This is a genomic window from Streptomyces sp. NPDC031274 (genome assembly GCF_055570235.1).
In genome coordinates this window covers 169,963-183,244 of sequence record NZ_JBVIHP010000009.1, presented here as the reverse complement: position 1 = coordinate 183,244, position 13,282 = coordinate 169,963, and the positions used below count along the sequence as shown (strand labels likewise).

Below are 13,282 nucleotides of genomic sequence, written 5' to 3'. Positions count from 1 at the left end.
TTCCCGCTCCTCAGGCTGCGTTGGTGTGGCCCGCCAGTTCGGCGGCTCGGCGTGCGGCGCCGTCCATGGTGGTGGCCTGCTGGACGAGGGGATGGGAGCGTTCGTCGAGGATGACGCGGCCGCGTGCGGCGTTGTTGCCGTCGAGGCGGACGACGAGCGGCTTGGTCAACTGGACCGATTCCAGGGCCTGGACGATGCCGTCGGCGACGGCGTCGCACGCGGTGATGCCGCCGAAGACGTTGACGAGGACGGACTTGACGGCGGGGTCGGAGAGGATGACGGAGAGGCCGTCGGCCATGATCTGGGCGGAGGCGCCGCCTCCGATGTCGAGGAAGTTCGCGGGGCGTGCTCCGCAGCCCGCGACCACGTCGAGGGTGGACATGACGAGGCCCGCGCCGTTTCCGATGATGCCGACCTCGCCGTCGAGCTTGACGTAGTTGAGGCCCTTGGACGCGGCATCGGACTCCAGTGGGTCGTCGTGCGCGGAGTCGTCGGCGCCCCAGCGTGCCTGGCGGAAGCGGGCGTTGTCGTCCAGGGTGACCTTGCCGTCGAGGGCGAGAATCTCCCCCCGGCCGGTGCGGACGAGGGGGTTCACCTCGACGAGGAGCGCGTCCTCGCGGATCAGTACCTGCCACAGCTTGACCAGGACGTCGGCGGCGGCTTCGTGAAGTCCCGCCGCCGCGGCGATCTCGGCCGCCTTCGCCTCGCCCACTCCCGCGGCCGGGTCGATCTCCACGCGCGCGACGGCCTCGGGGCGGCTCGCCGCCACCTCCTCGATCTCCATGCCGCCCTCGGCGGACGCGATCGCGAGGAAGCGTCCTGCCGCACGGTCCAGTACGTACGAGACGTAGAACTCGCTGTCGATCTCGACGGGTTGGGCCACCATCACCTTGCGCACGGTGTGGCCCTTGATGTCCATGCCGAGGATCTGGCGTGCCGTGATCTCGGCCGCTGCCGGGTCCGCCGCGACCTTCACGCCGCCCGCCTTGCCGCGTCCGCCGGTCTTCACCTGGGCCTTGACGACGACGCGCCCGCCCAGGCGTTCGGCTCCCGCGCGTGCCTCCTTCGCCGTGTCGGCGACCTCCGCTCGCGGCACCAAGATGCCGTATTCCTCGAAGAGTTCCCTTGCCTGGTGCTCGAACAGGTCCATTCCGGCTCCTGACGCCGTGTCGTTGCGGGGAGCGAACCCCCCGCCTCCGAAAAGTGCCGCACGCCCCCTGGACACCACTGACCGGATGCGGGATAACAAGCTTCATACAGTATTCGTCGACTGTATGCAATCTACCGCGAGAGCACCTACGAGCAGCGTGTGAGCGCTCCAACTCCCCTACGAAGGGACAGGACTTCGCCATGCCCGACGGCAGCAGCGACACGAACCAGACCCACATCTCCGGTGGGCATCTGGTTGCCAAGGCACTCAAAGCAGAGGGTGTGGAAGTCATCTACACCTTGTGCGGCGGCCACATCATCGACATCTACGACGGCTGCGTCGACGAGGGGATCGATGTCGTCGACGTACGCCACGAGCAGGTCGCCGCCCACGCGGCCGACGGCTACGCGCGCCTGACCGGTAAGCCGGGATGCGCCGTGGTCACGGCGGGACCGGGAACCACGGACGCCGTCACGGGCGTCGCCAACGCCTTCCGCGCGGAGTCACCCATGCTGCTGATCGGCGGCCAGGGAGCGCACACCCAGCACAAGATGGGGTCACTGCAGGACCTTCCGCACGTCGACATGATGACGCCCATCACCAAGTTCGCCGCGACCGTGCCGGACACGGCGCGCGCCGCGGACATGGTGTCGATGGCCTTCCGCGAGTGCTATCACGGCGCTCCAGGGCCGTCCTTCCTGGAGATCCCGCGCGATGTGCTCGACGCCAAGGTGCCGGTGGACAAGGCCCGGGTGCCGCAGGCCGGGCGGTATCGCGCCTCCACCCGCTCGGCCGGCGACCCCGAGGCCGTCGAGAAGCTCGCCGACCTGCTCGTGCACGCCGAGAAGCCCGCGATCCTGCTCGGCAGCCAGGTGTGGACGACGCGGGGCACCGCGTCCGCCATCGAGCTCGTACGGACCCTGAACGTGCCCGCCTACATGAACGGCGCGGGCCGCGGCACCCTGCCGCCCGGGGACCCGCACCACTTCCAGCTCTCGCGGCGGTACGCCTTCTCCAACGCCGACCTCATCGTCATCGTGGGGACGCCCTTCGACTTCCGTATGGGCTACGGGAAGCGGCTCTCCCCCGACGCGACCGTCGTACAGATCGACCTCGACTACCGCACCGTCGGCAAGAACAGGGACATCGACCTGGGCATCGTCGGCGACGCGGGACTGATCCTGAAGTCGGTCACCGAGGCCGCGTCCGGGCGTCTCAACGGAGGTGCTTCGAAGCGCAAGGAGTGGATCGACGAGCTGCGCGCCGCCGAGCAGACGGCGATCGAGAAGCGCCTTCCGAACCTGAAGTCCGACGCGTCGCCGATCCATCCGTACCGTCTCGTCAGCGAAATCAACGACTTCCTTACCGAAGACTCGATCTACATCGGCGACGGCGGCGACATCGTCACCTTCTCCGGTCAGGTCGTGCAGCCCAAGTCGCCGGGCCACTGGATGGACCCCGGACCGCTCGGCACGCTCGGCGTCGGCATCCCCTTCGTGCTCGCCGCCAAGCAGGCGCGGCCCGACAAGGAGGTGGTGGCCCTCTTCGGGGACGGCGCCTTCTCGCTGACCGGGTGGGACTTCGAGACGCTCGTCCGCTACAACCTGCCCTTCGTCGGGATCGTCGGCAACAACTCCTCGATGAACCAGATCCGTTACGGCCAGAAGGCCAAGTACGGCGAGGAGCGCGAGCGCATCGGCAACACCCTCGGAGACGTCCACTACGACAAGTTCGCCCAGATGCTCGGCGGCTACGGCGAAGAGGTCCGCGACCCCGCGGACATCGCACCCGCGCTGCGGCGAGCGCGTGAATCGGGCAAACCCTCGCTGATCAATGTGTGGGTCGATCCGGACGCGTACGCCCCCGGAACCATGAACCAAACCATGTACAAGTGAGGAGCCCGTGCGATGACGACCAAGGCTCTTGAGGGCGTACGCGTCCTCGACATGACACACGTCCAGTCCGGGCCCTCCGCCACCCAGCTGCTCGCCTGGCTCGGTGCGGACGTGGTGAAGCTGGAGGCGCCCTCCGGAGACATCACGCGCAAGCAGCTGCGTGACCTGCCGGACGTCGACTCCCTCTACTTCACGATGCTCAACTGCAACAAGCGGAGCATCACCCTCAACACCAAGACCGAGCGCGGCAAGGAGCTCCTCACGGAGCTGATCCGGCGCTCGGACGTGATGGTCGAGAACTTCGGCCCGGGCGCCGTGGACCGGATGGGCTTCACCTGGGAGCGCATCCAGGAGATCAACCCGCGGATCGTCTACGCCTCGATCAAGGGCTTCGGAGACGGCCCCTACACCAACTTCAAGGCCTACGAAGTGGTGGCACAGGCCATGGGCGGCTCCATGTCGACCACGGGCTTCGAGGACGGTCCACCGCTCGCCACGGGCGCCCAGATCGGTGACTCCGGGACCGGCATCCACGCTGTCGCCGGGATTCTCGCCGCCCTCTTCCAGAGGGAGAACACCGGTCGCGGTCAGCGCGTGAACGTCGCCATGCAGCACGCGGTGCTCAACCTGTGCCGGGTCAAGCTGCGCGACCAGCAGCGCCTGGCGCACGGACCGCTCGCCGAGTACCCGAACGAGGACTTCGGGGACGACGTGCCGCGCTCCGGCAACGCGAGCGGCGGCGGACAGCCCGGCTGGGCGGTCAAGTGCGCGCCCGGCGGCCCGAACGACTACGTGTACGTCATCGTGCAGCCCGTCGGCTGGCAGCCGCTCACCGACCTCATCGGACGCCCGGAACTCGCTCAGGACCCGGAGTGGGCCTCTCCGGAGGCGCGGCTCCCCAAGCTCGGCAAGATGTTCCAGCTGATCGAGGAGTGGTCCTCGACGCTCCCCAAGTGGGAGGTCCTTGAGCGGCTCAACGCCCACAACATCCCGTGCGGCCCGATCCTCTCCACCAAGGAGATCATCGAGGACGCCTCCCTCGCCGCCAACGAGATGGTCGTCGAGGTCCCGCATCCGCAGCGCGGCTCCTTCACCACGGTCGGCTCCCCGCTGAAGCTGTCCGACTCCCCTGTGAACGTGGTCAGTTCGCCGCTGCTCGGCGAACACAACGCGGAGGTGTTCGTCGGTGAGCTCGGCCTCGGCGACGAGGAACTGCGCCTGCTCAAGTCGAACGGAGTGATCTGATTGATGGCCGAAGACCGCGCACTGACGGTGCGGGCGCTCCTCGACACCGTGCGGGCCCAGGGGCGGACGTCGCTGACGGCGCCGGAGGGCAAGATCCTCGCGGACGCGTACGGGATCGCCGTGCCCGGCGAGGAGCTCGCGGCGGACATGGACGAGGCGGTGGCGCACGCGGCCCGCTTCGAAGGGCCCGTCGTCATGAAGATCGTCTCCCCCGACATCCTGCACAAGACCGATGCGGGCGGCGTCATCGTGGGAGTGGAGGGCGCCACCGACGTACGGGCCGCCTTCTGCGAAATCGTCGACAACGCGCGCGCGTACGCGCCGGCAGCACGCATCGAGGGCGTGCAGGTGCAGGAGCTGCTGCCCTCCGGTCAGGAAGTGATCGTCGGGGCGGTGACCGATCCGACGTTCGGGAAGATCGTCGCCTTCGGACTCGGCGGTGTACTCGTCGAGGTCCTCAAGGACGTCACGTTCCGTCTCGCGCCGGTCGACGCCGACGAGGCCGCGTCGATGCTGGACTCGATCCGCGCCGCCGAGATCCTGCGGGGTGTGCGCGGTGCGCCGGCGGTGGACCGCTGGGCCGTCGCCGAGCAGATACGCCGGGTGTCCCAACTGGTCACCGACTTCCCTGAGATCGCCGAGGTGGACCTCAACCCGGTGATCGCCACTCCCCAGGGCGCGATCGCGGCGGACATCCGCGTCATCCTCGCCGAAGGGGCTCCCAGGCAACGCCGTACGTACACGCGCGAGGAGATTCTCACGTCGATGCGGCGGCTCATGGAGCCCCGCTCGGTCGCCGTGATCGGTGCCTCCAACGAGCAGGGCAAGATCGGCAATTCGGTGATGCGCAATCTCATCGACGGCGGCTTCTCCGGTGAGATCCATCCGGTGAACCCCAAGGCCGATGACATCTTGGGCCGCAAGGCGTACAAGAGTGTCACGGACGTTCCCGGTGAGGTGGATGTGGCGGTCTTCGCGATCCCCGCCAAGTTCGTGGCGTCGGCCTTGGAGGAGGTGGGCCGCAAGGGCATCCCCAATGCGGTCCTGATCCCCTCCGGGTTCGCCGAGACCGGTGAGCAGGCCCTCCAGGACGAGATCGTGGAGATCGGCGAACGGCTCGGAGTGCGGCTGCTCGGCCCCAACATCTACGGCTACTACTCGACGTGGCAGGACCTGTGCGCCACGTTCTGCACTCCGTACGACGTCAAGGGCGGGGTCGCGCTGACGAGTCAGTCCGGTGGCATCGGGATGGCCATCCTCGGTTTCGCGCGCACTACGAAGACAGGCGTCTCGGCGATCGTCGGGCTCGGCAACAAGTCCGACCTGGACGAGGACGACCTCCTCACGTGGTTCGGCGAGGACCCCCACACGAAGTGCATCGCGATGCACCTGGAGGACCTCAAGGACGGCCGCGCCTTCGTGGAGGCCGCGCGGGCGACCGTTCCGAAGAAGCCGGTCGTCGTCCTGAAGGCCGGACGCACGGCCGCCGGGGCGAAGGCCGCCGGATCGCACACGGGCGCCCTCGCGGGCGACGACGCCGTGTACGACGACATCCTCAGGCAGGCGGGCGTCATCAGGGCCCCGGGGCTCAACGAGATGCTGGAGTACGCGCGCGCGTTGCCCGTGCTCCCGACCCCGCAGGGCGACAACATCGTGATCATCACGGGTGCGGGCGGCTCCGGCGTACTGCTCTCCGACGCGGTGACCGACAACGGTCTGCGCCTCATGGAGATCCCGGACGACCTGGACGCGTCCTTCCGGGCGTTCATCCCGCCCTTCGGGGCAGCGGGAAACCCCATCGACATTACCGGGGGTGAGCCCCCGTCGACGTACGAGGCGACGATCAGGCTCGGCCTTGAGGACCCGCGCATCCACGCGCTCGTCCTGGGCTACTGGCACACCATCGTCACCCCTCCCATGGTCTTCGCCGAGCTGACGGCCCGCGTGGTCGCGGAGTTCCGTGAGCGTGGCATCGAGAAGCCCGTCGTGGCATCCCTGGCGGGCGATGTCGAGGTGGAGGAAGCCTGCCAGTACCTCTTCGAGCGGGGGGTCGTGGCGTACCCGTACACCACGGAGAAGCCGGTGGCCGCGCTCGGCGCGAAGTACCGGTGGGCCCGGGCGGCCGGTCTGTTGGGGGGCGGTCGATGAGGTGACCGGTGTTGGGGCCGGCCGGCGGTGCGCGTCGGCCGGGCCCGGGACCCGTGCGCGCACGAAGGACGGACAGGGGGCGCTGGCCAACTTCGACGCAAGGGGTGCGACACACATGACAACCACCGACCTATCGAAGCCCTCCCCCTACAGGGAGGTGACGGACCGCAACGGCCGCCTGTACCGGATCGGCGAGAGCGACCGGGACATCATGGGGCGACCACGATGGACCATGGTCCTCTTCCCATGGATGGGCATGATGGGCATCAGCTCATCGGAGTACGCGTTCACCTCCGCCGAGGACACCCTGCACGACGCGCATCTGTGGAACAGCGGCCACATCTTCTGGCTGATGGGTGTCTGGATCTTCTTCCAGGCCGCCGTCGCCTTCCCCGCGGGGCAGTTACGCGAGAGCGGCAGGCTGCCCGCCCGGTACGCGATGTTCCTCGGCGCCACCGGCACGATCCTCGGCTACATCTCGCTCGCCTACGCGCCGCATGTGATCGTCGCGTACATCGGATTCGGCATGTTCAGCGGCATAGGCGCCGGCCTTGTCTACGCGACCTGCGTGAACATGGTCGGCAAGTGGTATCCGGAGCGCAAGGGCGGCAAGACCGGCATGGTCAACGGCGGTTTCGCCTATGGCTCGGTGCCCTTCGTCTTCCTCTTCACCTCGTACATGGATCTGAGCAACTACCAGGGAGTCCTGGTCTCCGTAGGTGTCATCTGCGCGCTGATCGTGGCGTTCGCCGGGTGGTTCTTCAAGGACCCGCCCAAGGGCTGGTGGCCCGCGAACGTCGACCCGTTGAAGGTGTCGGACGACCCCAGGGTCCGCCGTGCTCTTGAGAAGAACCCGCCCGCGGTGAAGCAGTACACCCCGAGGGAGGCCTCGCGTACTCCTGTTCTCTGGATGATGTGGTTCTGTCTGCTCTGCACGGCCGGAATCAATATCTTCGGCATCGCCTTCCAGGTGCCGTTCGGCAAGGACATGGGGTTCGCGGGCGGGATCGTGGCCACGGCGATGTCCCTGAAGGCGATCGTGAACGGCACGGGCCGCGGAGTGATCGGCTGGATCTCCGACCGCTACGGCCGCCGCAACACCCTCGTCATCGTCTGCCTCGTCCTGGGCTCCGCTCAGTTCGGCGTCCTGATATCGGGCTCCATGGGGTCCATGCCGTTCTTCCTGTTCTGCTCGATGGTCTCCGGCTTCGGCGGCGGCGCGATCTTCCCGCTCTTCGCGGCGATGACGGCCGACTACTTCGGAGAGAACAACAATGCCTCCAACTACGGCATGGTCTACAGCTCGAAGTTGATCTCGGGCCTGGTCGGCTCCGGGGTGGGCGGCGTCGTGGTCCACGCATGGGACTACGAGGGCGCGTTCATCATCGCGGGCAGCATCGGCCTCGCCTCGGCCGTGCTCGCACTGTTCCTCAAGTCACCGGGCAGACCACACGCCCGGCACATCACTCCCAACCCGCACCCGATCGGTGAGGAGATGGCCTGATATGACGGCGGAGCCCATCGCCACAGACAGCACGGCGCCTCAGAGCGGCACCCCGTATCGCGAGATCACCGACGAGCACGGCCGCGTCTATCGCGTGGGTGAGACGGACCGGGACATCCTCGGCCACTCCCGCAAGATCATGGTGTACCTGCCGTGGATCGCGATGATGGCCATCAGTGTCTTCGAGTACGCGTTCGGCTCGGCGGAGGACACCCTGTCCCACGCCCATGGCTGGACGCAGTCCAACACCTTCTGGATTCTGAGTGTCTGGGTCTTCTTCCAGGCCGGCATAGCGTTCCCGGCCGGATGGATGCGTGAGAAGGGCATCCTGACGGCACGGAGGGCCATGTACGCCGGGTCGTTCATGTGCCTGATCGGATTCCTCGCCCTGTCGCACCTGAACAACGTATGGCTCGCGATCATCGGGTTCGGCGTCATCGGCGGCGTGGGTTCCGGCTTCGTCTACGCGACGTGCATCAACATGGTCGCCAAGTGGTTCCCCGAACGCCGTGGCGCGAAGACGGGGTTCGTCAACGGCGGGTTCGCCTACGGCTCGCTGCCGTTCATCTTCATCTTCAACTACGCCTTCGACACGGGCAATTATCACCGCGTCCTCGACCTGATCGGCGCGTACATCCTGGTCGTCGTGCTGGCCTGTGCCTTCTTCTTCAAGGACCCGCCGAAGAACTGGTGGCCCTCCGACGTGGACCCCTTGGAGAAGTCGGGTACTTCGAAGAACGCGGTGAGCCTGGCCAAGAATCCGCCCGCGGTGCGTCAGTTCACACCGAAGGAGGCCATCAGGACGGGAATGCTGCCCCTGATGTGGTTCACCCTCGTCATGACCGCGGGTGTGTCCATCTTCGGGATCTCCTTCCAGGTGGACTTCGCCAAGGAGGTGGGCTTCGGCCCCCTGGTCGCCGCGACGTCGATGGGGCTCATGGCCGTCATCAACGGCATCGGGCGCGGCGTGGTCGGCTGGCTCTCCGACATCTGGGGCCGCAAAGCGACCCTGGTGTTCGTGATCCTGGTCCTCGGGCTCTCGCAGTTCGGTGTGATCTGGGCGGGCGACATCCACAGCGAGTGGCTGTTCCTGGTCTTCGCGTTCCTCTCGGGATTCGGTGGCGGTGCGTTCTACCCGATGTTCGCGGCGCTGACCCCGGACTACTTCGGGGAGAACTACAACGCCACCAACTACGGGCTCGTCTACAGCGGCAAGCTGATCAGCGGCCTGTTCGGCGGCGGGCTCGGCTCGATGGTGGTGGCCGCGTGGGGCTACAACGGCGCGTACGCCCTCGCCGGCGGCATCTCCATGCTGGCCGCGGCCGTCGCGCTGCTGCTCCGCCAGCCGGGCCGCGAGAGGGCGTCGGCGCACGCGTGATCCCCTCGACGTCACACACAGCTGTCGCCGCGCGTCTTGAGCGCGGCGACAGCTGTGTGTGCGGGAGCTTCAGCGCTTCTTGTCAGCGCTTCTTGTCAGTACTTCTTTCAGTGCTTCTTTCAGTGCTTCTTACGGAGAGCGGCCAGGTTGTCGTAGCCGGTCTTCGCGAGCTTCAGGGACTGGCCGAGGTCGGTGCCGCTGGGCGCGTTGTCCTGCTCGACCATGGGGTTGTGGTAGTTCTTCTCGCCGACACGGCTGAAGAAGGTCCGGTAGTCGATGACGCCCTCGCCGAAGGCGACCATGTCGTAGCCCTCACCACTGGTGTCGTTGCGGGTGCCGTCCTTGGCGTGGAACAGCGGGTAGCGCTTGTTGTTGCGGCTGACGAGCCCTGCCGGGTCGAAGACCTTTTTCCGCTGGGCGCCGTCGTGCGCGGTGTACGTGTGGAACTTGTACTGCGCGACATGCGCCCAGTAGATGTCCATCTCCAGCCAGACCGTCCTCGGGTCGGTGGCCTTGAGGAAGTACTCCAGCCTGCGGATGCCGGAGCTGCGGGTCGGGCGGCCCTGCGCGTCGAGCGGACCGCCGTCGAGCAGGAAGCCGTACGCCGCGTCGTGGTTGTGGGTGTAGAGCTTGATACCGGCCTTGCGCGCGATGTCGCCCAGCGCGTTCCACTTGTCAGCGGCAACGTCCCAATCGGCTTTGTACGAGCTGTTGGTGGGGTCACCGCCGGTGCCCATGTGATCCATGCCGAGGATGTTGGCGATCTCCAGGTGCTTCTTGAACGTGTCGAGGTCGGGCTGCGTCAGCGGCCATGACCCCGGTATGAATCCGTGGTTGCCCTGGGCGCGCAGGCCGTACGCGTCGAGCCATGAGCGCAGCAGCCTGGCGCCCGCCACGGACTCGAGGTTGGCGCCGCCGGGAGCGTTGGCGTGCTGGCCGTAGCCCGCGAACTCGACCTGCTTGTACCCGTAGCGGGCCAGCTCCTTGAACACCTCGCGGAAACCGGAGGGCAGGGCGCTGGCGAGCGGGTCTCGGCCGGTGGCGTCACGCACCGTGTAGAGAATGATGCCGCGCTTCTTCGCCGGCACCAGCTCGCGGCCGTGACCATGGCCGTGACCATGGCCCGTCTGCGGCTGGGCGAAGGAGGGTGCCGCGCCGAACACGGGCGCGGCGATCGCGCCCGCGCCGACGGCGGTGCACGTGCTGAGGAAGCGGCGGCGGTTGATGCCAAGACGCTGTCTGAGTGCCTCGTCGGCGGCGGGAGTGTCGTGGAAGTCGGTCACGGGTGCCTCTCCTGGACTCTTTGACTCTTGGGCTTTTCGACGTGCGGGCGGACGCCACTGGCGTGTTGTCAGTGACGCGTGATTCACTCTCTGTAACTGCTCCTGACCGGGCGGACGGTGGGGCGAGGTGTGCCTCAGCCCAGGCCCGCCAGGTCGAGGAGGAGAGATTTCACGGCGGTGGCCGCGATCCGGTCGCCAAACGCATGGGGGGTGGAGCTGATGATGAGCGGACCGTCGTCGTCGCTCGTGGGGAGGCGGCCATGGCTGCCTCGAATAGGTGACGGGTCAAGGGGCACGACCGCCATGCGATAGCGCATGCCGAGCTTCTTGCGGGCCAGCGCCTTCGCCGCCTTGACCTTCACGTACGGGTCGAGCGGGTCCATGAAGAGCTCGACGGGGTCGTAGCCGGGTTTGCGGTGGATCTCGACGAGCTGCGCGAAGTCGGGCGCGTGGGCGTCGTCGAGCCAGTAGTAGTACGTGAACCAGGCGTCAGGCTCCGCGACGGCGACGAGTTCGCCGGAGCGCGGGTGGTCCAGGTGGTTGGCCTTCTTGCCCTCGTCGTCGAGGAGTTGCTCGATTCCGGGCAGGTCGGTGAGTGCCTGGCGGGTGACCTCCAGATCCTCGGGCCTGCGCACGTAGATGTGGGCGATCTGGTGGTCCACGACGGCGAAGGCGCGGGATGCCATCGGGTCGAGGTACTCCATGCCGTCCTGGGTGTGGACTTCGAGCAGCCCCGCGCGGCGCAGCGCGCGGTTGATGTCGACGGGGCGGTCCACGCGTGTGATGCCGTACTCGGAAAGGGCGACGACGGTACGGCCCTCGGCCTTCGCCTCGTCGAGAAGGGGGGCGATCGTCTTGTCGAGTTCGGCGGCGGCCTGGTGGGAGCGCGGGTCGTCGGGGCCGAAGCGCTGCAGGTCGTAGTCGAGGTGAGGGAGGTAGCAGAGGGCCAGGTCGGGGTGGCGGGTGCTGATGATGTGGCGCGTGGCGTCCGCGATCCAGCGGCTCGACACGATGTCGGCGCCGGGGCCCCAGAAGTGGAACAGGGGGAACGTGCCGAGTTTCTCGGTGAGTTCGTCGTGCAGGGCCGGGGGCCGGGTGTAGCAGTCGGGTTCTTTACGGCCGTCGGCGTAGTAGACGGGACGGGGGGTGATGGTGATGTCGGTGTCGGCGCCCATGGCGTACCACCAGCAGATATTGGCGACGGTGTAACCGGGGTGCGCGCGGCGGGCCGCGTCCCACAGCTTGTCGCCGGAGACGAGGCCGTTGTGCTGGCGCCACAGGAGCACGTCGCCGAGTTCACGGAAGTACCAGCCGTTGCCGACGATGCCGTGCTCGGCGGGGGTGGTGCCGGTGAGGAAGGTGGACTGGGCGGCGCAGGTGACGGCGGGCAGGACCGTGCCCAGTGGCGCCTGGGAGCCGGACTGGCCAAGGGACTTGAGGTGCGGCATGTGGTCGAGGAGACGGGGGGTGAGGCCGACGACGTCCAGGACGAGGAGGGGTGTGGGGCTCATGGGAGTTCCTTGAGGCCGAGGTCCGTCAGGAGGTCGCGGGCGAGGGTGAGTTCGGCGGCGATGCCGTCCGCCAGCTGGGGGCGGGAGCGGGGGCGCAGCTCGGGCGGCAGCGCCTGCCAGGTGTAGGTCTCGACCTCGAGGTGGTGGGTGCGGGGGTCAGGCTCGCCGACCAGGTGGGCGAGGGTGTCCTTGAGTACGCCGAGCGTGGAGGTGAGGGGCGGCGCGGGGGCCGCGTGCAGGGGGACGTGGAAGTGGGCGCGCCAGGGTGCCGTCTCGGGCAGGACGTCGCCGGCGAGGGATTCGCCGAGGTCGTCGGTGCCGTGCAGTCCGGCGGCGGTGCGGGTGCGGGTCTGGTGCAGGAAGCGGGGTTCGTCGAAGGCGGCGAGGGCCTCGCGGACTCCGGGGAGATGGGGGTGTTCGGCGTGCAGGGCGGCGGAGAGCTGGGATTTGACGACGGGGATGCCCGCGGCGGCGAGCGCGTCGAGCGCGGTCTGCGGGTCCTCGAAGGAGGTGGCGAGGTGACAGGTGTCGACGCAGACCCCGATGCGTTCGTGGCCGACCGCGGTGAGGGGGGCGATGGCGTCACCCGTGGTCTCCACGGTGCAGCCCGGCTCCGGTTCGAGGCCGACGCGGATCGATTTTCCGGTCAGCTCCGCGAGCGCGTCCAGGCGTTGGGCGAGTGCGGTGAGGGCGGCTCGGGCGGACTCGGCGTGGGTGGTGTCGAAGGGGGTGCGCCAGGCGAGAGGGAGGGTGGAGATGGTGCCTTCGACGACGTCGTCCGGGAGGAGCGCGGCAAGGAGACGGGCCAGATCGGTCGTGTGGGAGAGGCGCTCGGGGTCGGTCCAGTCCGGCTTGTAGACGCGGTACTTGACCTCTTCCGCGCCGAACCCCTCATACGGGAAGCCGTTGAGGGTGACGACCTCGAGGCCGCGCCGGTCGAGTTCGGTGCGCAGTCCGCGCAGTGCGGCCGGGTCGGTGACCAGGGCGTGCGCGGCGTCCTTGGCGAGCCACAGGCCGATGCCGAGGCGGTCCCTGCCGAGCCTTTTGCGTACGGGTTCGCAGTGGTCGCGCAGTTGCGCGAGGACGCCGTCGAGGGTCTCGGCCGGGTGGACGTTGGTGCAGTACGCGAGGTGGACGACGCTGCCGTCGGGGTGCCGGAAGCGCATGG

9 protein-coding genes are annotated in these 13,282 nt (G+C 68.0%); 5 read left to right on the top strand and 4 right to left on the bottom strand.

The features are described 5' to 3' along the window. Positions 1-10: 10 nt before the first annotated feature. Complete coding sequence (gene sucC, locus ACZ5CR_RS17000; protein ID WP_468858060.1) at positions 11-1,150, bottom strand: ADP-forming succinate--CoA ligase subunit beta; 1,140 nt, start codon at positions 1,148-1,150, stop codon at positions 11-13. 200 nt (positions 1,151-1,350) lie between these two features. On the opposite strand from sucC, the gene ACZ5CR_RS16995 reads away from it, so the two are divergent. The 5 genes from ACZ5CR_RS16995 (at position 1,351) to ACZ5CR_RS16975 (ending at position 9,320) form a co-directional block, all read left to right on the top strand. Further along, positions 1,351-3,045 (top strand): thiamine pyrophosphate-binding protein, encoded by a 1,695-nt coding sequence (locus ACZ5CR_RS16995; RefSeq protein WP_468858058.1) that lies wholly within the window; start codon positions 1,351-1,353, stop codon positions 3,043-3,045. A 12-nt stretch (positions 3,046-3,057) separates the two neighbouring features. Then, positions 3,058-4,290, top strand: coding sequence for a formyl-CoA transferase (gene frc / locus ACZ5CR_RS16990; protein ID WP_468858056.1), 1,233 nt, complete (start codon positions 3,058-3,060; stop codon positions 4,288-4,290). Positions 4,291-4,293: 3 nt separating this feature from the next. After that, the gene (locus tag ACZ5CR_RS16985) at positions 4,294-6,438 is read left to right on the top strand and encodes an acetate--CoA ligase family protein (RefSeq protein WP_468858054.1); all 2,145 of its coding nucleotides are present in this window, start codon (positions 4,294-4,296) and stop codon (positions 6,436-6,438) included. Between the two features lie 115 nt (positions 6,439-6,553). Beyond that, positions 6,554-7,942 carry an OFA family MFS transporter gene (locus ACZ5CR_RS16980; protein WP_468858052.1) on the top strand — a complete coding sequence of 463 codons (1,389 nt, stop codon included), beginning with the start codon at positions 6,554-6,556 and terminating at the stop codon, positions 7,940-7,942. A gap of 1 nt (position 7,943) precedes the next feature. After that, entirely contained in the window at positions 7,944-9,320 is a 1,377-nt protein-coding gene (locus ACZ5CR_RS16975) for an OFA family MFS transporter (RefSeq protein WP_468858050.1), read from the top strand. A 119-nt stretch (positions 9,321-9,439) separates the two neighbouring features. Here the strand turns inward: ACZ5CR_RS16975 and ACZ5CR_RS16970 are convergent, their stop codons facing one another. The 3 genes from ACZ5CR_RS16970 to eboE all read right to left on the bottom strand — a co-directional run bounded on the left by ACZ5CR_RS16970 (position 9,440) and on the right by eboE (position 13,280). Continuing rightward, complete coding sequence (locus ACZ5CR_RS16970; protein ID WP_468858048.1) at positions 9,440-10,603, bottom strand: sugar phosphate isomerase/epimerase family protein; 1,164 nt, start codon at positions 10,601-10,603, stop codon at positions 9,440-9,442. 134 nt (positions 10,604-10,737) lie between these two features. Next, on the bottom strand, positions 10,738-12,114 hold the full coding sequence (locus tag ACZ5CR_RS16965) for a nucleotide pyrophosphatase/phosphodiesterase family protein (RefSeq protein ID WP_468858046.1): 1,377 nt from the start codon (positions 12,112-12,114) through the stop codon (positions 10,738-10,740). Beyond that, positions 12,111-13,280 (bottom strand): metabolite traffic protein EboE, encoded by a 1,170-nt coding sequence (gene eboE, locus ACZ5CR_RS16960; protein ID WP_468858044.1) that lies wholly within the window; start codon positions 13,278-13,280, stop codon positions 12,111-12,113. The genes ACZ5CR_RS16965 and eboE overlap by 4 nt, the downstream gene beginning before the upstream one ends. Positions 13,281-13,282: the final 2 nt, after the last annotated feature.